The sequence below is a fragment of the Parabacteroides sp. PF5-9 genome, from assembly GCF_029893105.1.
Taxonomy (GTDB): domain Bacteria; phylum Bacteroidota; class Bacteroidia; order Bacteroidales; family Tannerellaceae; genus JARXWG01.
This window is the reverse complement of record NZ_JARXWG010000019.1, coordinates 1-22,315: the sequence shown is the minus strand read 5'-3', so window position 1 is coordinate 22,315 and position 22,315 is coordinate 1. Positions and strand designations below refer to the sequence as shown.

The window sequence follows — 22,315 nt, the reverse complement described above, 5'->3', positions numbered from 1 at the left end:
AATATATTATGCATTAACAGTTTCTTTTTTAGGTTCTTTGAGCGAGACCTTTTCTATCGCATCATAACTGCACTCATCAATACAAAGTCCGCATAATACACAAACAGATGTATCTATTGTATGCACTTCGTACGGGGTATACGGAATGGCATCTACCGGACAAGCTTTCGCACATTTGGTACAGCCTATACATTGGTCGGTAACGATATATTTAACCATATCCTTACAGGTTCCGGTTTTACATACTCCGTTCACATGTTCTATGTATTCTTCGCGGAAATATTTCAAAGTGGTCAGTACCGGATTGGGTGCTGTCTTACCTAAACCGCATAAGGATGATTTCTTAATATTTAAAGCCAGTTCTTCCAGTGTGTCAATATCTTCCATAACGGCTTTCCCGCTACATATTTTCCCCAAAAGATCAAGCATCCGGCGTATTCCTACACGGCAGAAGGTACATTTTCCACAAGATTGGTCACAGGTAAAACTCAGAAAATAACGAGCGATATCGACCATACAGTCATTTTCACTCAATACAACTAATCCACCGGAACCCATCATGGCACCCATCTGATTAAAAGCATCGAAATCGACCTGTACGTCGCATAAATGGGCAGGAATACACCCTCCAGAAGGACCTCCGATTTGTACAGCCTTCAGTTTTTCTCCTTTTTCTACCCCGCCTCCAAGATCTTCTATGATTTGATTCAACGTTATTCCCATCGGGACTTCTATCAATCCGCCATGACGTATTTTGCCGGCCAATGCGAACACCTTGGTGCCTTTACTTCCCTTTGTACCGATCTGACTATAATGATCGTCACCATTTCTGACAATATAGGGGATCTGACTTAATGTTTCGACATTGTTCACCAACGTAGGAAGTCCGTTCAATCCTTCAACAGCCGGATACGGAGGGCGTTGTTTCGGGAATCCGCGCTCTCCTTCTATAGAAGCGATCAAGGCTGTTTCCTCTCCACAAACAAAGGCACCTGCGCCCTCGAATATGGATATTTCAAAAGAGAAATCACTTCCCAAAATATTTTCTCCGATCAAATGATGCTCACGGCATAATTCGATGGCCGAACGAATACGAACGACAGCCAACGGATATTCGGCACGGATATAAAAGATTCCTTTATTGGCTCCCACTGCATAACCAGCAATGATCATCCCTTCGATTACACGGAACGGATACGATTCAAGCATCATCCGATCCATAAATGCACCTGGATCACCTTCATCACCATTACAGATCATATATTTCTCTTTCTTATCCGATGCAGCAACTATTTCCCATTTCTTGCCGGTTGGGAAACCGCCCCCTCCACGTCCGCGAATACCACTCTTCAGAATCGTATCGATCACTTCCTGCCTTGAATAAGACAACGATCTTTTCAATGCATCGAAACCCTTATTCGCCATATACTCCTCCAAATTCAACGGAGCAAGGAATCCAAACCCTTCAGTAGATATATGTTTTTGACCGGACAGAAAACTATCGATGACTCCTGTTCTTTCATTCTGTGGTTTCCAGATTACATTATCCCAGGTGATATCGGTATGAAACGTATCTACCTGATTAAGAAAGGTGTTCTTTAATCGCTTCAGATAACCGGCCGGTTTGAAATGGTGATGAAGAATTTCTTTGATCTCGCTTGCTTTCACATTCGGGTAACGTGTGATTGTGCCATCAGGTAGAACAACATCGATCAACGGCACTTTATTACAAACCCCGACACACCCTACCGGTTTTATATTTACCTCGATACCCAGTTCATTGGATGCTGTCTGTAACTCACTGTAAATATCGGTCGATCCGCTGGCCTGACAACACGATCCCATTCCGAGTCGAATCTCTCCGGCCACCTGACGTTTGGATATTTTACTCTCCTCTGTCTCCTTATCATCCTGAAGAGAAAGAAAATCTTCAATCACTTCATTCACTTTTCCCGGTAGAACATGTCCGTAGATCTTTTCATCGATCTGAACAACCGGGGCCAGCGTACAACAACCAAGACAGGCAATCTTCTCTATAGAGAACAACTGATCATCAGTCGTTATATTGTCATCCGTCATCTTCAATTCCCTGCGGAACGAATCATAGACATTCCCGGCACCTTTCACATGACAGGCCGTGCCTGTACATACTTTAATCAAGTGCTTCCCATAAGGGATATGCCGGAACTGGGAATAAAAAGTCGACACACTGATTAGCTGTGCCCGGTCGATCTCCGTCCGTTCATAAATACGTTCGACCGCATCCGAAGGAAGATAACTGAACTCCTCCTGTATGGCCTGCAACAAAGGAATAATTATATCCCGGGATGTCCCGATCCGATCGATAATCGCATCTATACGAACGATCATCTCTTCCTTTGTCCCAGCCTTGTTATTTTCACAATTACACGCCATATCAATTTGCTGCTACACAGTAAATACTATTTTCAGTACGCACAACGATCTTTCCATCGGTAAAGGCCGGAGTGGCAAAGGTTCTCTCGCCTGTTTCAAATGAATCCAACAAATTGAAATCATTAGTTGCAGAGAATATATGCATCTTACCATCATTGCTGAAAAGGTAAATTTTCCCCTCTACAATCATTGGTGACGAATAAAACTCCGTATTCAATTCATGTTCTTTACGCAATTCTCCGGTTTGTGTATCAAACGCAGCTAAAACCCCATAGCTGGTGGCTATATAAACATTATCTTTTGTAGCTACCGGACTGGCTACTTCGGGTAAAAAATCATTCCCTTCCCACAAAACACTTCCGTCAGTCGCATTTATTGCTACTAGCTTTGAGTACTCACTAGCTCCAAAAACAATACCATTTGAACTACATGCACTAGCACCCACTTCACCGGTAAGACACTCTACCCGCCAAAGCTGCTCGCCATTATTCGGGTTGTAAGCGGTCATCGCCGGATTCCCCATCAATACCAATTGAGGAGAGTTGTTTACAGAAGCAATTATCGGTGAGCTCCAGGTCACTTTCTCTGTTCTACTCTTACTCCAACGCTCAGCGCCTGTTGCCAGATCCAATGCAATAACCTTAGGAGCATTACTATTATCATACTGCACGATCAACAGATTACCGAATATTAGCAAAGAGGATGCATAGCCATAGTGATTATCGGGAACTCCCAAATTTTTCGCCCACACCTGATTGCCATTCATATCAGCACAGATAACATCCCCTGTTGCGAAGATAGCACACACCTGACTACCGTTTGTTGCCACACTCGATGCGGCCAACCCTGTGTCTTCTGTTGTTTTAGGCATCTGTGAAGGAGATCCTGGAATACCTGTTGCTGCCAGTTTCCAAAGCTGCTCTCCCGTATTCAGATCATAACAGTAAAGTTCACGAGCCTGATCATCGGCTCCGGAGAAAAACACTTTATTCCCGTTAATCACCGGTGAATTATATCCTTTACGCGGAATAGGCTGTTTCCATGCGATATTGGTACCACTGCTTAAATTCCACTTCGCCGGTACTCCTTTTGCTGAAGATATACCATTCGAATTATTTCCACGGAAACCATTATGAGTAACTCTGGAGACGGCTGGTTGCGGTGCTGCTTCTACTTCACTTTCACCTTCCTGGATTTCCTCAACATCAGCGACATCTCCTGTTCCTTCGTCGGCAACGACCTCTTCTACAACAGCTTCTTCCTGTATAGCGGTTGATGTCTGATTATCTTCCTGTTGCACCTCTGCCATCATCTCTACTTCAGCGGTTTCTTCCGTTGATACACTTGTCTGCATATATGGCGAACTCATGAAGACAAAGGCCAATGCTACTGCTGCTATCCCAACAGCTCCCCACGTCACATATTTACGGGCATTCGATTTAATCGCCCATTCATCGATCGGGTCGATTTCCTTATCCGGGATATTCTTATCTTTGGCGAAATAGAACCTAACACAAACGATAAATACCATTAACATCCCTAAAAGGATATAAACACCATTCAGCAAATGATCTAACCGCACGAAATAGGCTTTACGAGCCAATAGATCCAACTGACGGATTTGTTCCTGCAAAACCGGATTATTGGCATTCGCATCATTTACTTCCTTTAATGTTTCAACAATTCCATCTTTAAGAGGAGTTGTATCTCTCACCTGAAAATAGTTCGTGACCAGCATTATCGATAAAGTCACTATAAAAACAGCCGAGACGAGGGCTACATTTCTGAGAATCGCTTTGTTCATATGTATATAATTCAAAAGTTCAAATATTCAAAGTTCAAGGTTCAAGGTTGTTAGCAGTCTTATCAACTTTAAACGTTGAATCCGGAATCTTAAACACCGGGCTTTGTCCGGTATTCTGCGGGCAATAGCTAAAACACCTTCCGCAATCCACGCAAGCGGCATGATCGATTTCATACAGCTTACGGGTTCGTTTAAGCGAGAGCCCGATCAGCGCCATGCCGATCACCAGTCCGATAAAACCACCCGCAATTGTGGAATAAAGTTTAAAGTCGTCCTGTATGGACTCATATTTCTGTGTCAACTCTTCTATACTCTTCCCTTGTCCATAAAAGGCTTCCAACTCAAGCGGAAGAACATCCATCGGCTCTGTCTCGTACTCCATCACCATATCATATAAACGAACATCCTTATTCGCACGGCTCAGTTCGCTGCTGGCCATACGCATCAGGATGGCACCCGCCAGTATCATTAACGGCAGAACAACCGCATAAGCCAGGATACGTTTCACGCCATCCATACGACTTTCTTTTACTTTATTATCATAAGGAGCTTTAATGGCATCCACCGGACACGCGTTATGGCAAAGTTCGCAATTGATACAGGGGCTCTTCGTGATCTCTACTTTCCAGATCGAAACCCGTGAGAACAGGCTCAACAAAGCACCATACGGGCAGATAAAACGACAGAAAGGCCGTCCCACAAAGATCGAAAGAAGCAACAATGCCGCACCGAAAACAATCAGCCCTATATCTCCTCCCAAACGGAAGATACCGATAAACGGATCGAACCGGCAGATGATAAAACTGCTCCGCGTTACAGCATACAATACCGCAAAGATCAGATACAGCCACGGGATAAGTCCCAGTACGGTAGTCACCGTTCGCGACAACCTGTAACTCTTTATATTCACCAACTCCTGCAATGCCCCGAACGGACAGACTCCCGCGCAGAACACCCTCCCGAACAGAAAGGCAAACAAGACCGGCAAGATAAAGAATAACAATACTGACACCGGCAATATATAGGTATTATCGACCAACGCCAGCGAAACATTCTGTATCGAACCGATACTGCAGATACAACCACTCCGGTAGAAGCCGAAATAAGCCACCGAAATAATCGACACCCATACGACCGGCTTCCGTGTACGCTTCCTGATCACCGCCCATGCCACGATGCCCATCAGGACGACCAATAACACGATGTCGATAACCGTCCAAAGCGTTTCGTTCGGTACCGGATACTGCAGATCCGGGTATTGATAGCCCGATTCGAAGTCAGGCTTAGGGAATCTGTTCTGAGCTTTCGCTACGACAGTCAACAACAGCGACATCCATATATAGAGTTGTCTTTTCATACGATCTAATCTTTAGTCTTTCAGTTTATAGGCATAGGATTTGGGAACACGAGTAATCGCGTCCGACGCACAAACCAATGCAATCTTACATTCGTTACAATCTTTACACAATTCACGTTTCACCTGCAGGTAAAGGGATCCGTTACCAAACGAACCGCATCCTTTCACACACTTACCGCATCCGTTGCATAAGTCCTCATCGATCGTATATTCGAAATAAGGATCTTCCACAAATACACGTTTGATAGCACCGGTAGGGCACATCAGGTTCTCGGCCGCCGTATTCAGTTCCTTCACATTCGAGCGGTAATATCCTCCACAAAGGTCACAATACCCGCACACCCTATTGGCATGGATACACTTAACAGCGGAAATAGGCAACACACAATCCGTCTCACAACGTCCGCACTGCGTACATTTATCCGGATCGATCTGCCACAAGAGCGTCGACTCCTCCCCCTTCACTTTATGGGCCAAGCCACCGGCAACAGCCAGTATCGATCCTCCGGCCACCACCGTGCCGATCGTCTGCAGGAACTTCCGCCGGGCAATCGGGCTATTCTTTGGTTCTTTTTTCTCTTCCATGATTCATCAAATTGTTATTCCTTCACGCAATGGGCAATTCACGCTACAACCCGAACAGGCGGTGTTGGCAGCTAATACTTTATCGTATTGGAAAGTGGATATCATGCGCTGACCCGTGACGAACAGTTTATCGTCTGTCACCTTTACGTCATACGCCATATTACCGCCTCCGAGCATTTTACTATCGAGCAACACGCTGCGGAACTGTCCGTCGGGACTGTAGCAGCTGATACGCGGTTTCCCTTTCTCCGACGTGATAATCTCTCCGGTAGAGGTATACGCCAGATGTACCGGGTTACAGCATCCGCAGAACAGGCCGTCGGCACCACCCGGCTTACCGAATGCGCCCAGGTATTCGCCGTCGAGCGTATAGCTTTCGATCAGGTGACGGCCGGAGTTGGAGCAATACAACGTCCCGTCGACATGCGTAATGCCAAACGAGTAACTTGGTATAATAAATCCGTTGGGGCTTTGGATGAATTTCACAAAGTTACCCTCGGTGGTATATTTACAGATGTTCTTATTGGCCGCGTCAGTAGCAAAGACATAGTCGCCGGTCACTGTGAATGAGCAATAATCCGACTCCTCGCTACATGCTTCCCAATCCAGCAGATATGCTCCTTCGAGGTCATAGGCCTCGATACGCGAAGGGAATAATAGGTAGATGCGGTCGTCGAAAACAGCGATATCTCTAATCCGGCTGGCTACGGCGAAATTATTCAACAATGTACCGAAACGGTCATATATGTATATATTATTCGACGCTGCAACTACCAGTTTCTCTCCGTAGATCTCAAAGCCTTCGATCTGATCCGGTACGTTGAACGACGAGACCAGCTTGTAAGGAGACGCGAATTCCTGACGCGCGGTCAGTCGTCCTCCATTGCCGGACGCATTTGTCTGCAATATACCTTCGGGTATAATAAACATTTTCCGCAATAAAGTTCCGGAAACACCCAATATTGTTCCCCCGGCTACCACCGAGCCACAGACCTGCAAAAACCGTTTGCGGGATATCTTCTGAGTATTTTCTTTATTCGGTTCCATATACTATCTATTTATGCTGTATAATTAATTATTTTTTCTATTTACTTTTTTGCACCTCGCCTGTTCTACGGACGGAGAATAGCCTGTTCTCTGTAGTGCTCTCTCTTTTTTCTCTTTAACTCTCCACTTTCAACTGATACACGTTTATCTTATCCTTCCCTGCAACGAACAGGATATCTTTCAATGCCCTTACTTCATAAGCTTTATTTCCGCCACCCAGAAGTCGGTTGTTCAACAATACTTCTTTAAACTCGCCATTCGTTCCGTAATAACAAACCCGCGGATTACCTTTCTCGGAAGTGATCAATTCGCCATCCGTCGTAAACGAGATATAGGCCGGATTACAGCATCCAGCAAAGAATCCGGCTTCACCGCCGGGACCGCCGAAGGCTGAGATAAACTCACCGTCCAATGTGTAGGTTTCAACCAGATGTCGTCCGGAGTTCACGCAGTAAATGGTATCATTCCGGCTTTCGATATCAAAATTGTAACTCGGGATGATAAATCCGCGTGGACTCTGGATGAATCGCCTGAAACCGCCTTCGCGGGTATATTGGCAGATGTTCTTATTGGCAGCGTCGGTGACGAAAACATACTCTCCGGCAATGGCCAGCGAACAATAATCCGACAACTCGCTACAGGCTTCCCACTCATGGATCAACTCACCTCCGTGCGAATATACTTCGATATACGTCGGATAGAGTACATAAATGCTGTCTCCGCTGACAGTGATATCCCGCACATCCGCTTTTACCGGGAAGGACGACTGTTGCCGACCTCCGGTATCATAGATATATACCGACTGTGTTGCTGACACATATAGTTTATCATCAACCAGCTCAAAACGATTGACCTCAGCCGGCAGATCAAATGTTGCTGTTTTTGTATACGGACTGACAAAAGGTTCGGTATTCGCCGCTCCTGTATCTGCATAGATCCGTTCTTCTTTATTCAGAGAAGTCACCATATACCATACAAACCCTGCCACTAATAGGAATATGGCCAGATTCAATGCTATTTTCAGTTCTTTCCTCATATTTGTTTATACCACTTTAATACATTTAACCACATGCGCATCCCGGACGATCAACATGCCGTCGGCATACGCCAATGGACCCCATGCGTCGGCTCCTTCCATAATCCGCTGCTTCTTGAGTAGTTTCATTCCACGTTGCTGCACTTCATACAGATAGAGTTCACCGTCGTCTTTAAATACAAACAAATGGTTGTTGACAACCAGATAAGGCCCCAGCCCGAAGCGCTCATCTGAAGAGGAGGTCCAGACGGGTGTATGCAGGTCAGAAGGGGAATAACAAACCAGGCGTCCACGCTGCGCACCACCGTCTTTCGGCATCACACTGATGATCATGTTATTATACAAGATCGGCGTTTGCTGTTCGCTGGACAGTCCTTCGCTAGGCTTGTACTGGTCGACAATAGAAGCGGTCCAACCCGAACCTGTACGGTCTACTTTGAGCAGTGCTCCACCGGTACCGTAACCAGCCACCAGGAAGATCTGGTTGGAGGAAATCTGCAAAGGGGAAGGCGCCACTACGGAAGGTTGCCATTTATTGATGTCCCACAGCAGGGTTCCACGGTCTGCCTCTTCGGCTGATACGCCACATACGCCTCCGACACCGATATAGACATAGGTTTTCTTTCCGCCCAGCGTCATCGGCATAACAGATGAATGCGACATGGCATACTTCAGCGTATTCGGGGTTGTCCAAACCACCTCACCGGTCTGCACATCTACACCTGTTAACAGGACTTCTTCTCCCGCGGGAGCGAGGATCAGAATACCGTCGTCGACACGCGGACATTGCCCGGTATACCAGAACGGTACCTCCGAGCCATACTCTTTCTGCATATCCAGTGCCCATTTCATGTCTCCGGTTATAGGGTCGCAACACATGACATGTCCTTCGGGACCAATCGTAATGATATAATCGTCGCCGATCGCCGGTACGGTACGTGAAAAACCGTGATTACGTTTAATGGGCACGCGGTACCACCGCCGCCAAAGTTCCTCTCCTGTCTCCAATGAGAAACAACGCAGCGCATCCGAACTGAGGTCCTCATTATAGTCGAGGAAGTATGCTCGTCCGTTATAGATCACGGGGGCGGCATGTCCTTCGCCGGTATCTACGCTCCACAGTACGGGGAATTCTTCGCTGCCGGTATTCAGTTGCTCGGGAGCCTCGATAATGTTTCGGGTCTGATCGCCCCGGAAGCTGGTCCATTTACCGGTCAGTCCGGAAGGAATTTCACCTTCATACTGCATAAAGAATTCACCGATCTTCACTTCGTTGGCCGCACGCGCCAGTCCTTCCGGACGGTTATCGGCTCCCGGATTCTGAAGCGTCAAGTCCTCACGGGGCGTATACACATGCCATCCGATAAGAATACCCAGATAGAGTATTATTACACCTATTGTTACGCCTTTTACAATGTTCTTCTCTTTCACAACTTATTCATTTTATATCCGGACAAGCCCGATCATATTCAAAGTTCCGAGTTCAATGTTGTCTCCAACTTTCAACTATTTAATCTTATACGCCATCAACGTATCCCCATGCCTAACATATAACACTCCTTTATAAATGACAGGATGCGCCCAATGCTGCTCTGTTCCGAGAGTAATGGGAAATTTACTGATTATCTCAAACTTCTCTGAATTGGGTTTGACCAATGCCATTTCACCTTTCTCCGAATAACAATACAACAAGCCATCGGCTGCAATGATATTACCTACACCAATCGTATTGTCGGAATACATGACTTTCCCTGTATTCCAATCTACACAATACCAGTTTATGCGATTACCTGGGCCGTAGACGTAATCGCCATATTTCATCATATGCCCTGTGGTATGCCCCAGTTCCTTAATCTCCCAGACAGGCGTGACCTTCCTTCCGCCATCAGTCAGCTGAAGCATGAGAGCGCCCTGGTCGTAAGCGCTCATAAAAAGCAACCTGTTACCACTATACACCGGTGTGTTGGGATGTTCGCTGAAGCGGTTTGTATGGGCATACGACCAAAGCATTTTGCCGTTCGTCACGTCTAACCCGAGAATATGGTCACCCATCATAATAACAATCTGTGGAATTTCCTGATCGTCGAGAAAGATCGGTGTCCCGTATCCCGATATTCCTTTCATCCCTTCAGAACTCCAGATGATATCACCGGTCGTTTTATTCAAGGCAAGGACATTATGTGTGGGGCCTCCCGGTGCAATAATCAACTTTTCGTCGATGATCAGCGGTGGTCCGTTCCAGCCATGTTTGGTATTCTCTCCCCCGTAATCCGTTGCGTAATTCTTTTTCCACAACAGTTTCAGGGTATTTATATCGTAGCAAAACAGTTCGGCGATTCCACTTACAACATATACCTTTCCCTCGTGGGGAATGGCCGTGCTGCGTGTGCCGGTAAAGTTATCGCCGGTAAATTCAGTGCCGTACTCTACTTTGTTCAGTAGTTTACCATTCATATCCAATACATACAGATAGCCTTTCCCATCAGTGAATCCGGTAACAAACAATTTTCTCTGATCTATCGAGACGGAAGAAAACCCGAAACCCAACCCGTCGAAATGCCAAAGCAATTCAGGACCATTGGTAGGCCATGATTTAAGCAACCCAGTCTCATAATAGACTCCCGTACCATCGACACCTCTCCACGGGATATTATCCTGAGCAGATAATACCAACGTGGTAAAAGAAAGCAATGCGACTATAACTGTCTTCATATTTAACATATTATATATTGTTTGAAACCTTGAACGCTTCTATATCTTATACGCCATTAACGCGTCGCCATGACGAACATACATAACGTCTTTATAAATCACCGGATGCGCCCAATGCTGCTCTGTACCCATAGTAATCTTGAACCGACTGACGATATCCAGCTTTGCAGGTGTTGCTTTGGCCAGAATCATATCTCCCTTGTCGGTATAGCAATAAAGCATATTGTTATTCGCAATAATAGTTCCCATTGCCAGTCCGCGTTCTTTGTACTTAACCTCACCGGTTTTCCAGTCTACACAAAACCAGTAACGGTTGCTGTCGCCCGAACCATAGACATAATCACCAACCTTAACCATTGCACCGATACGGTTGTCCAGTTCTTCAGAGAACCATACCTGTTCCACACTTCGCCCGCCATTGGTCAGGCGCAACATCGTGGAACCTCTTCCGTAGCCGCTGGTACATAAGATCATATTGTCGCCATACACCGGCGTATTTGCGTGAACCGACCAACGATTCGTATTTTTATGTGACCATAGTTTCTTTCCTGTAGCAGCCTCGATACCGATAATATGGTTGGCTGTCATCGTTACGATCTGTGGCACCTCCTGGTCACTAATATATAACGGTGAGCAATAAGCAGACAGATCGCCTTCACCCGGACTGCTCCAGATCAGTTCGCCGTTGTCTTTATTTAATGCCACCACATTATGTTGCTTACCTCCGGGAGTAACGATCAGTTTTTCTCCGATAATCAACGGAGCTTCATTCAGTCCCCATTCTATATTCGATGCATTGAACTCTTTTAACAGGTCTTTTTGCCAAAGCAGGTCGAGGTTATTCGCTTCAAAGCAATACAAACTACCCATGCCACTCACCAGGTAAACCTTTCCTTCGTTTACCGTCACAGTTCCACGCGGTCCGACGTAATTCTTATCCCATTCCGGGCCATACTCCTTTTTATTCAGTAACGCACCGTTTAAATCAAAGACATAGATCAGCCCTTTGCCGTTTTTTAAACCCGTCAGATAAAGCCTTCCAGCCGTAATAGCAACCGACGAATGACCCTCTCCCAGTCCTTCATAAGACCATAACATCTCAGGACCTTTCTCCGGCCATGACTGCATTAAGCCGGTCTCATTATAAATACCGGTCCGGTCATTTCGCCACTGGATATTATCCTGTGCATAAGTGATCAACGTCATAAAAGACAATAGAACTAAAACTCCTCTCTTCATATTATATACATTATTGGTTCGAAGTTATCTTCTCTAATTTTGAACGTTAAACTTTCTATATTTCTTAATCGCATTCAAGGCAAACGTGATATTATATAATTCTTCCGAATACCATAACCGGGAGAAATACAGTCCGATGGGCTCAGCCCGGAACAATTCTCCTTCCTGATATCTCCGGTACAGAAAATCAAAAGCCCGTTCCATAACATCTGCGTTGCTATCAGGAAATGAAGCCAATGCACTCAATGCCCGTGAAGTCAGAGTGACTTTAGAAGCAACATCTTTTGCTCCACCCCATCCGCCATCTTCATTCTGAGTAGAAAGGATATACTGAAGTCCCTTTCCAATCATCTCCTGAGCGACAGGCTCCCCGGAAGTCGAAAGATACTCTACGGTCATTGCTGTTCCATATACCGGAGAACGTTCATCGTTGGCGTTCTGGTCACCAAACCATAAAGGTGTCCATGAACCATCAGCCGCCTGTATACTCCGCATCCAATTCAACATACGACGAATACTTTTCTTACAACGTTGCTGTAAATCGACGGGTAATACTTCCAACCACAGTTCAAAAGCCAATAATGAATGAGCCGATATATCAGGGCTACTCCGGTCGAAAGGCAACTTACCCCAACCTTTACAAAAGGTCGGCATACCTCCGTCACTATTTTGTAAAGCCAATAGCCACTCTATTCCTTTTCCCACTTCCGGACAATAGACACCGTCCTGTAGTATATGAAGTGCGACTAATGCTCCTGAAGTATCATCTGCATCAGGCACTGCACCCGGCAAATCCGTCCAGGCCCATCCCCCTTCCTTTGCTCCGGTAAATGGATGCTCGAAAGTAAATGCATTCAGTTTAATTGTTTTAGCCAGCCTTTCTTTATCTGTGATATCATCTCCCAAGGCTCTTACACTTAATGCTGTCACCCAGCTTGCCAGATCTGTATCTATCGGCCAGGCTCCATCTTCCCGGACTGTGTTGGTTAAGAAGCCTGCTGCTCTTTGTGTAGCAATATGCTCACGATAACCTGCTCCGGTCATACACATCGCCACAAAAGCAGTAAGAGGTGCAGCTTCAAGGAATCCGCCGTTATCCGGTTGTAACTTCTCAAGCACTTTCAGTGATTTCGGGATAAACGACTCACGCAATGGGGAAAACAGATTCTTCTTCCCTTTTCTATAACGTAGTATACCGACAGCTATCAAGGCTGGTATAGCATAACTGACTACCGGCAACTGGAAGAATCGAAACAATCGTTGCGGAAACACAGAAAGTTCAAACGGCAATTGAGGTATTTTATCCCAACTCGTTATAACCCCGGCTAAAGCACACATCACCAATATAGGAGCAGAAAAAGTCAAATCCGTCCCATAATAGGTCAATACACCTTTTATAATATGCTGATCGGTTGAACCACCGAACTTTTCATTCAGATACTCTTTCGCTTTCTCCGGTGCTTCGCCTACTGCATAGAGCGAAGCATAGGTAAGCAGTGTTGCCGTTAGGTTAGACGGACTCTCAAGGCTATCTCCCCATGAGCCGTCGTCATGCATGGATCTTTTCAGCCATTCGGCGCCATGTTGAATATAGGAAGCATATTTCTCCCGATCAATCATATAGAGTGCAAATACGGATACGGAAGTAGAAATGGCACTCGATGAAAGCTTTCCTCTCCACATATACCCCGGAGAGCGTCGTTGTATCAACTCTTCCCGCAGGACATCAATCATTTCATCTATCTGCTTTTCCTTCATAATATGCCTAATATTAATAGTCCGTAAAAAGTATATTCAACATCACTCACTGACTCCAAAAGAGTAGCAGAAAAACCTCCTGAATCCAACCAATGCGCTTCAATAAAGTCGCGAGGAGAATATATCGGTTCCATACCGTAAGCATTTAAGACAAATAAAGCGGTTGCGGTTGACAAAACGTCAGGTAACGGAGCTCCAGGTGTTGCACAAAACCCACCTGATTCTTCCTGTAAACCACGCAAACAATCAACATCTCTATTCGCCTTATACCCATTCAATTGTCCAAGTACAGCCAGGGCTGCAACCGTAGCATTAGTTGTTGCAGTAGCCGAACCTTCCAGATTGGCAAAACCACCTCCGGCTACTCGATACCCATCCAATGCATCTATAAACTCCTTTTTGTTTCTCACTGTCTGCCGGGTATCTTCCAACAAAGACAAGTAAATAAACTGCGTATAAGGAGAAAACATATCATTGTTCGGCAAACCGGAGAATTTATTTAATGCCTTCACTGAAGTCGAAAAAATAGAATTCAATAAATAACCGACTTTTCCATCCTTAAATAAACGGTACAACATCCGGCAACGCATATAAGCGGCATAATGGATAAGATCCATATCATCAGGCTGCTGCTTTTCCAGATAGGCTGTTGCCTTAGGAAGTTGTAAACGAAGCCCCAGCGTATAGGATAACATCCAGCCAAACAGGGTGTAATATAAATCTTCCTGTCCGTTTTTATTGACAAACGTATCATCAGTCGTCCGTTGCGACTCAACAAAACCCAATACCCGTCGGAGCGCCTCTTTCCCCAGCTGCTCTTTCCCTTTTTGCAGGGTATTGAATAATTTGATGGATAACGTCTCTTTCATTGATCTGTTCCTATTTCAATATCCGCTTTGTCACACGGAAAAGCAAGCGTTTCAGCTCCATATTTCCAATCTCTTGCAAAGCCTCTAATGCTTGCTTATTATATTGTTTAGACATTTGTTTGACCTCTTCTATCGCCTCCTGAAGCAGCGGTTGATGCTCCGGAAGATTCAAAAAAGCTTTCAGATCATCTGTTTGCAGAAGAGCCTCTACAAAAGGCTTATCCTGACGTTCGCACAATACGGCCAACACGGCGGACGGACGTAAGGCCAGCGGCTGATCGGTTTCAAAGTCCTCTACATCATCCTGCAACTGATAACCAATCCCCAAAGCCCTGGAATATTGATGAAGAATCTCCCGAAGCGGTTCATCGTCACCACCACAAATCAATCCCATAATCAATGAAACATCGAAGGCCGGAACAGTCTTATTACAGAAAATATCGAGTACAAAGTCCATGGTCAACGGCCGTGGAGAACGGCTCCATTCCAGTTCCATACCCTGCCCCTTACATAGAGCGATATGTGCTTCGGCAGATACTTTCAGTAACTCCATATGACCACACCGGGTCAACAGTCGATACCCTTCTCCTAAAAGCATATCGCCCACATTAATTGCTATAGAATCACCATAAATCGCATTGACGGTTTGTTTTCCATAGCGGATGGAATCATTATCTTGAATATCGTCGTGTACCAGTGATGCTTTATGAAAACATTCCACTGCAATAGCTGCCAATTGTACCTCTTCCGGTATGTTCTCTTCATCACTTAATGACTGATAAACCGCTGCCAATAAATAAGGACGCCACCGTTTACCTTCTCCGCCAAGCCATTCGGCTGAGACCTGTGATGTCTGGTCATTATCTCCTGATAATATACGGCTTAAGTTCTCCGGTGTAAACCATTCGGTAACCTTTGCCTTTAAATGTTCATGATCGAGTAATTTCAACTCCCGTCCAGATTGCATATTGATCATCTGGGCTACATAATTTTCATCGACATTCGTATCTTTGCAACCGGCTATATTCAAAGGAATAGCCAAACCGGGTACGGCATTGTTTATCAGCAAAGGGAATGCTTTTTCAAGCGACTCCAGGCAACTGACTCCAATCACGGTCTCTACTGTACCACTTTGAATCAATCCCATGACTGCGGTAAACCCTTCAGCAACGATACTCATCATACCAAGACTATCGGCTTTCTCCTGTAAATCAGGAATCGAACAACGATTACATTTATGGCACAACAATCCTAACTCATCCACTTCCCCCTGACATTTGGAGGAATGAGACAAACATTCGGGTATCAATAAGATACGTTTATCATAAGGGATGGAGGCCACCACATCACGCCAGACACTATTATTGATCTCTACCATGATCCAGCCTTTGGTTTCCGGATCCAGACCACATTCCCGGATCAATTGATCGGCAAGGTCAGATAGGTTATCCATCGATAACGGCGGACCGAGCGGCTGGTCGCTCACGAGCTGGTTGATCATACCTCGCAAGAGCGTCCGTTCTTTTAGCGTCTGTGGGACACTATATATCTGTTCTTTTCCCATAAACCTTCATTTTATCCGTATGCACCAAACCCAAAGAAATATTTTTTCTTGACCAGTCGATAGAACACATTCTCTTCCGGGATTTCCTCTCCCTCCAGATGATGTCCTGCGATAGGGGTCATCTTTTTATACTCTTCCAGTACGACACCGCGGCTGGTGGTATCAATCGCCTGATGTTGTATCAGAAAATCGACCATCTTCTGCGGATCTTCCAACAGGATACATCCCCGGGAACTTTCGGATGTCATCCGTCGGAAACCAGCCAAGAACTCCGAATTCTCAAAAATATCCACCAGATTGGACGCGTCTTTGTTGATAAATTCCTTCGCCATTTGCAACGGCGGACAAAACTCAACACCTCCGGAGGGCGAAATATGATGACTCATGCCCGTTGCCCCCGGACAAAGCGCATTCCCTTTGGCATCCCAATACGTTTCGATAATAAACAATGGCGCATTCTTGCGCTGCTCCACAATAAAGCGGCGAAAAGCCAATATCTGCTCCTTATCCAACGCATTTTCCGTATTCGGATTCGCCCCTACCGGACGATAAATATAGTACCATAAATAATGAGCACCTTCTTTCGCTATTTGCTCGATATATTTACGATTGACCAGGTCGTTATAATTACTTTTACATATACTGGCGGAAGCACCGAAGATCAATTTAGCTTTTCGGCATGCGCGTACTCCGGAAAGTGTCCGTTTAAACACTTCACTCTTTCCACGACGCAGATCGCTCTCCTCTTCCAATCCTTCAATACTGATCAACGGAGTCACATTTCCCAATTTCTTCAATCGCATAGCGACCTCATCCGTAATCAGGATCCCATTGGTAAACAGTTGAAAATAACATTCGGAATGTTTCTCAAAAATATCCAACAGTCCTTTATACATCAATGGTTCTCCACCAAAGATGCCGAAAAAGAACGAACCTTTTTTCTTACATTCCGTAATAATACCATCCAACTGCTCAGGTGTCAAAGCCCTTTTACCTCCAGTCGTTACCCAACAACCACTGCAAGCCAGATTACAGCTTTCCGTAATAGAGATCATGACAAAAGCCGGAAAAAAGGGCTCTCCCCGCTCCTGCCGCTTCTCAAAACGGTTGATATTGCGCATGCTCTGCCAACCGAAGTTATACATAAATTTCCATACCAACCGGGGGGAACATTCCCGTGGTACACGTAACGCAGCATTTGCCGTAGCTATATAGTCTTTAAATCTCATTTGTTGTCTCTTTTTAACAGGGAAACACTGGCCCTGCGTTGTTCCAAACGCATACGTAAAGCGTCTGCATAAACTTTCTTCGTATCCAGCGCCAAGGCCTGTTCTTCATCCTGTAATCCTCCGTTAATCGGTGATTTCTCATATTTCGGAAAAATTATCGCTTTAGAGGGACAAATACGGGCACAAGCCGGACAATTATTTTTGCAGTTTTGTGGCTGTGTCACTCTTACCCGCCCTCCTTCATTGGAGTAGACTCCGAACAAACAGAAGTCATGACATTTTTCACACTCACTACATTTGTCTTTATCAATCACCGGATACCAGGCATCTCTGCCTGTTTCTACCGGGAATGCACCGATTTCATCCATAAACAGGTCGTTACCGGATCGATTCTGTTCCTCAACGATTATATTTAGCTGACTACATATCTCCTGAATGGATGAATTACGTATATCAACGATTTTCTCAGGAACGATGTCTTGTGTTTGAAACAATGCATGTACTGCGCGCGGATAACAGGCACATATCGTATGCGAGGCGATCTCACTTAATCCGGCAGACGACTGCATGATCATCCGACACAGATCGGGAATTATCGTTACAAGATAACCCTCACTTTTCATGGCTTCCGCAATTTCGCCTACTTTATTTTTATCGATAAACGATCGTGAAGCACATGCACATATAGTCACTCTTTTGTCTCGCATTGTATGATGATAATAAAACGAAATTATTCGTTTACAAATTTTAAAAAAATATACTACAAATCTTCATGATCTTTCGTGAAAACGAAAAAAACAGGACTTATCACGAATACAGGATTAATCTAAGGTTTCAATCGGCAGATACCCGCAATAGTTTTAATTCATATTTGGGATCTTATTCTTTAATCTTATAGGCCATCAGAGCACTTCCATGCCGTATATACAAAACTCCATGATCGATTACCGGATGCGACCAATGCGGCCCTTCACCTTCTCTTATACGGAACTGACTGACAATATCCAATCCCCCGGCATTGGGCTTTACCAATGCGACTGTTCCCCGCCGCTCTTCATAACAATAAAGCATCTTATCCGCAGTAATCACAGATCCTTTGCTCCCTCCTCCGGGCCATGAAGCCTTATAGGTTGTTGCGCCTGTATTCCAATCGACGGCAACCCAATTGCCGCTATTGTTGTTGAACCAGTTTGAGCCATAAATAATATGATCGACCAGCACCATTCCACCGGTATGAACACTTAAATCATCATTCCGCCAAAGTGTCCGGACAGCCGATCCGTCTTCATTCAATTCCAGCATATGGGAGCGCATTTCGTAGGCATTACTGATAAACAGACGTCCGTCTTTATAAAGAGGCGTATTGATGCATATTCCATCCATACCTCTCTCGGCTACAAAATCCCAGTCATTATATTGCCATAACATCTCACCTGTTTCGGGATGTACGGCATACAGATAATCCTCGGAAAATCCAATAATCAGTTTTCGCCCGTTGTGGACAATTAGAAGTGGAGAGACATGCGAACAGAGGTCGTTCAACGAAGGTGTTGTCCAAATTGTTTCTCCGGTCAGGGCATCCAGAGCAACCATCGTCGTCTGATCTCCTCCGGGAGTAAATATCACTTTATTGTCAAAGACAAGAGGCGATTCTGAGATACCCCATGTATTCGTTTTTGCACCGAATTTTTCATTCCCATTGACAGACCAACAGATACTCCCGTCATTTACCTGCATGCAAACAATCTCACCTATACCGCTGATCACATAAACCCGATCCTCTACGACCATCGGGGTAGTACGGGTCTCCGGATAAGACTGCGACCAGGGTTTACCATATTTTACCTGATAAAGTTGTTTCCCGTCAATGGTGTACGCAGTGAGTATTTCATTCTTCTCTTCAATATCCATGCCGGTTACAAAAATCTTATTCCCGACAACGACAGGGCTGGAATATCCTTTTCCTGCATTATTAACACTCCAAAGCAAGGGAACTCCTTCTTCCGGCCACTTTTTAAGCAGTCCCGTCTCCTGATAAATTCCATTTCGGTCAGGTCCTCTCCAACCGTTCGACAATTGTGCATGCATTTGACCACAGATGATCCATGCAATAAGCATGACTAAGCCGTACATTTTGTATTTTTCAATCTCCAGGGATTTTATTTTCATTTGCCGTTCTTGTATGAATACGATTTCTCTTTTCTTATTTTTCAACATCTACTACCACACTAATACTGACTCCAACAGGAGCCGTCTGCCACTCTCCCTGACTTGTTTTTCTAAAATATGTCGTATGCTTCTTGCTTGAACAAAAGACAAGTTCTCCTTCTCCTAAGTCTTTGATGTGTTCTAATGTAACAAGGAAATCTCCATCAACTGTAATATCATGCGGCATCAGATCAACCGAAAAAGTGTCTTCAAGTAACTCTTTTGAGGCGCTTATATAGATCGGTTTTCGTAGGATATTTTCAAAAGTCTTCTCATCTTTAACACGGTATACATTCAGACGATAGAATATCGTGTCGTATGAACATGACGACACATTGATATTTACTTTTTTGAGTATGGCACTCTTTTTTACTTGCATCAGTATACCACATTCATAACCAAGCATATTGTGTTGAAATCCCGCACTTATTGACTTAGACGTTGTTTTAACCCCTAATAGACTCTCCTTAAATACTTTTGGCCTAACCTCCACTTCTCCAAGATTGTAAGCCATCTCTTTCAGAAAAATAGTTTCTCCTTCTCTTATTTCGGATATTTCAGCAACATAAGGCTCATAACCAATACATGAAAACAAGAGAGAATCATTTTCATATCGGGATTCCAGGAATAGGTCGAATTCTCCCTTTTCATTGGTGACGGTTCCAACATTTTTACCCACAATGCCAATATTAACATATTCAATAGGTCTTTTACCCGATCCGGAAAGAACCAGACCGGAAATATCTTTTTGTCCCCAAAGTGAATGCCCTATGAGCATACCAAATACACACAAAACAAATTTCTCTTTCATTACCTCCCCTTTTGTTTTAGTCATTCGATTATTTATTATCCAAGCAAAACGGAGCCTTGAAGTAGAACCGTAGACTTTAAACTATTTAATCCGGTAGGCCATCAACGTATTGCCATGTCTGACAAAAAGTATTCCTTTATAGATCACCGGATGTGCCCAATGTTGCTCGGTTCCCATCGTTATGGGATATTTACTGATCAGATCAAATTTTTCAGGCGTTGCTTTTACTAATGCCATTTCTCCTTTTTCAGAATAACAATAAAGCATACCGTCGGCTGCAATTACCGCACCGATCCCTATCGTCCGATCTTTGTATTTTTGTTCATCTGTTTTCCAATCCAGGCAAAACCAATACTTATTGTTATCTCCTGATCCGTAAACATAATCACCTATTTTGACCACTCCTCCTGTTTTTGAATCGAACTGCGTATTTTCCCATACTTTCTCTACACCTCGGCCACCATTGGTCAATCGCAACATAACCGAACCTTTGCCATAACCCGACGTACACAATAACAGATTGTTGCTGTACACAGGGGTGTTCGGATGAATATTCCGCTGGTTATAATAAGGATACGACCATATCTTTTCTCCTGAATCCGCATTAATCCCCAAAATATGTTTTTCTGTCATCGTCACAAGCAACGGTACCTGTTGATCGGCAATATAAAGCGGTGAACAATAAGCCGATAAATCCCCCTCGGCCGCACATTGCCAGATGAGTGTCCCGTTATTTTTGTTTAATGCAACCACATTCTGTTCTTTTCCACCCGGAGTAATAATCACTTTTTCTCCGATAACCAAAGGGGATTCATTAACTCCCCACCGGATATTGGAAGCATTGAAGTCCTTTTCGATACTCTTCTGCCAAAGGATATCCAATGTTTTTTCATCCATACAGACCAGATGACCTGTGCCGGTATAAATATAGATTTTACCTTCACTAATCGTAGGAGTACCACGTGAGCCGTTATAATTCACACTCCACTCCGCACCATAACTTTTTTTGTTCAGTAGTTTCCCGGTCAGATCGAATACATATAAATACCCAGTACACCGGTCAGGCCAGTCATATAAATTTTATCCGCTGAAACAGCAACAGAAGAATGTCCCTCTCCCAAATCGTCGTAATGCCATAACAGGGCAGGGCCGTCAGCCGACCATGATTTTAACAAACCGGTCTCTTTATAGATTCCGGTACGATCAGTTCCACGCCACTGGATAATATCCTGCGCACACAGACTAAACGGTAAAAGGGATAGCAAAACGATCGTTAGTTTTTTCATATTTCTTCCATTTTAAATTTTCAAAGTCTCCAAAAAAAATCCATAGCTATGCAAATATAAGGGTAACTGATAGATTTGCTATCGCTTATCCCATAAAAATAGTTATCTGCATTGCTTTAAACTTATACGGTTTGCATTATTCGTGCGAAAAGTCAAAATCTTCAGGGATTTATTGGGATATTTGTCTTATAAAAGAATCGTTTGACAATTGTCGAACGATCATTTCACATCTGTCGAACGATCGTTTGACAGTTATCGAATGATCGTCCGACAATTGTCAAACGAATTTATCTCTCGAATTTTGACTTATCCTAAAATTGGTTGTCACATTTCGTCACTGTTTACTATAAAAGTTGACACAACCAAAACTCATCCCTAACAAGGTTGTCATTTTG

General features: G+C 44.4%; 18 protein-coding genes. All 18 read right to left on the bottom strand.

Annotated features, from left to right (window positions below):
* Positions 1-6: 6 nt before the first annotated feature.
* Positions 7-2,415 (bottom strand): NAD(P)H-dependent oxidoreductase subunit E, encoded by a 2,409-nt coding sequence (locus tag M2135_RS11500; RefSeq protein ID WP_280748654.1) that lies wholly within the window; start codon positions 2,413-2,415, stop codon positions 7-9.
* 1 nt (position 2,416) lies between these two features.
* Positions 2,417-4,219, bottom strand: coding sequence for a PQQ-binding-like beta-propeller repeat protein (locus tag M2135_RS11495; RefSeq protein ID WP_280748653.1), 1,803 nt, complete (start codon positions 4,217-4,219; stop codon positions 2,417-2,419).
* Positions 4,220-4,253: 34 nt separating this feature from the next.
* Positions 4,254-5,576 carry a 4Fe-4S binding protein gene (locus tag M2135_RS11490; RefSeq protein ID WP_280748652.1) on the bottom strand — a complete coding sequence of 441 codons (1,323 nt, stop codon included), beginning with the start codon at positions 5,574-5,576 and terminating at the stop codon, positions 4,254-4,256.
* 12 nt (positions 5,577-5,588) lie between these two features.
* Positions 5,589-6,161, bottom strand: coding sequence for a ferredoxin (locus tag M2135_RS11485; protein WP_280748651.1), 573 nt, complete (start codon positions 6,159-6,161; stop codon positions 5,589-5,591).
* 6 nt (positions 6,162-6,167) lie between these two features.
* Entirely contained in the window at positions 6,168-7,208 is a 1,041-nt protein-coding gene (locus M2135_RS11480; RefSeq protein WP_280748650.1) for a hypothetical protein, read from the bottom strand.
* A 115-nt stretch (positions 7,209-7,323) separates the two neighbouring features.
* Positions 7,324-8,244, bottom strand: coding sequence for a hypothetical protein (locus M2135_RS11475; protein ID WP_280748649.1), 921 nt, complete (start codon positions 8,242-8,244; stop codon positions 7,324-7,326).
* A gap of 6 nt (positions 8,245-8,250) precedes the next feature.
* A complete protein-coding gene (locus M2135_RS11470; RefSeq protein ID WP_280748648.1) occupies positions 8,251-9,675 on the bottom strand; it encodes a PQQ-binding-like beta-propeller repeat protein in 1,425 nt (474 codons plus the stop codon).
* A gap of 75 nt (positions 9,676-9,750) precedes the next feature.
* Positions 9,751-10,956: a PQQ-binding-like beta-propeller repeat protein gene (locus M2135_RS11465; protein WP_280748647.1), complete on the bottom strand. Its 1,206-nt coding sequence runs from the start codon at positions 10,954-10,956 to the stop codon at positions 9,751-9,753.
* 39 nt (positions 10,957-10,995) lie between these two features.
* Entirely contained in the window at positions 10,996-12,195 is a 1,200-nt protein-coding gene (locus M2135_RS11460; protein ID WP_280748646.1) for a PQQ-binding-like beta-propeller repeat protein, read from the bottom strand.
* A 33-nt stretch (positions 12,196-12,228) separates the two neighbouring features.
* A complete protein-coding gene (locus M2135_RS11455; protein WP_280748645.1) occupies positions 12,229-13,953 on the bottom strand; it encodes a prenyltransferase/squalene oxidase repeat-containing protein in 1,725 nt (574 codons plus the stop codon).
* Positions 13,950-14,822 (bottom strand): prenyltransferase/squalene oxidase repeat-containing protein, encoded by an 873-nt coding sequence (locus M2135_RS11450; RefSeq protein ID WP_280748644.1) that lies wholly within the window; start codon positions 14,820-14,822, stop codon positions 13,950-13,952. Before M2135_RS11450 ends, M2135_RS11455 begins: the two co-directional genes overlap by 4 nt.
* Before the next feature lie 10 nt (positions 14,823-14,832).
* Positions 14,833-16,386, bottom strand: coding sequence for a polyprenyl synthetase family protein (locus M2135_RS11445; RefSeq protein ID WP_280748643.1), 1,554 nt, complete (start codon positions 16,384-16,386; stop codon positions 14,833-14,835).
* 11 nt (positions 16,387-16,397) lie between these two features.
* Positions 16,398-17,615 (bottom strand): radical SAM protein, encoded by a 1,218-nt coding sequence (locus M2135_RS11440; RefSeq protein WP_280748642.1) that lies wholly within the window; start codon positions 17,613-17,615, stop codon positions 16,398-16,400.
* Positions 17,612-18,322 (bottom strand): ferredoxin family protein, encoded by a 711-nt coding sequence (locus tag M2135_RS11435; protein WP_280748641.1) that lies wholly within the window; start codon positions 18,320-18,322, stop codon positions 17,612-17,614. Before M2135_RS11435 ends, M2135_RS11440 begins: the two co-directional genes overlap by 4 nt.
* A gap of 172 nt (positions 18,323-18,494) precedes the next feature.
* Complete coding sequence (locus M2135_RS11430) at positions 18,495-19,784, bottom strand: PQQ-binding-like beta-propeller repeat protein (protein WP_280748640.1); 1,290 nt, start codon at positions 19,782-19,784, stop codon at positions 18,495-18,497.
* Positions 19,785-19,818: 34 nt separating this feature from the next.
* On the bottom strand, positions 19,819-20,658 hold the full coding sequence (locus tag M2135_RS11425) for a carboxypeptidase-like regulatory domain-containing protein (RefSeq protein WP_280748639.1): 840 nt from the start codon (positions 20,656-20,658) through the stop codon (positions 19,819-19,821).
* Positions 20,659-20,715: 57 nt separating this feature from the next.
* Positions 20,716-21,648 carry a PQQ-binding-like beta-propeller repeat protein gene (locus tag M2135_RS11420; protein WP_348537115.1) on the bottom strand — a complete coding sequence of 311 codons (933 nt, stop codon included), beginning with the start codon at positions 21,646-21,648 and terminating at the stop codon, positions 20,716-20,718.
* An 11-nt stretch (positions 21,649-21,659) separates the two neighbouring features.
* Entirely contained in the window at positions 21,660-21,920 is a 261-nt protein-coding gene (locus M2135_RS11415; RefSeq protein ID WP_280748637.1) for a hypothetical protein, read from the bottom strand.
* Positions 21,921-22,315 lie beyond the last annotated feature (395 nt).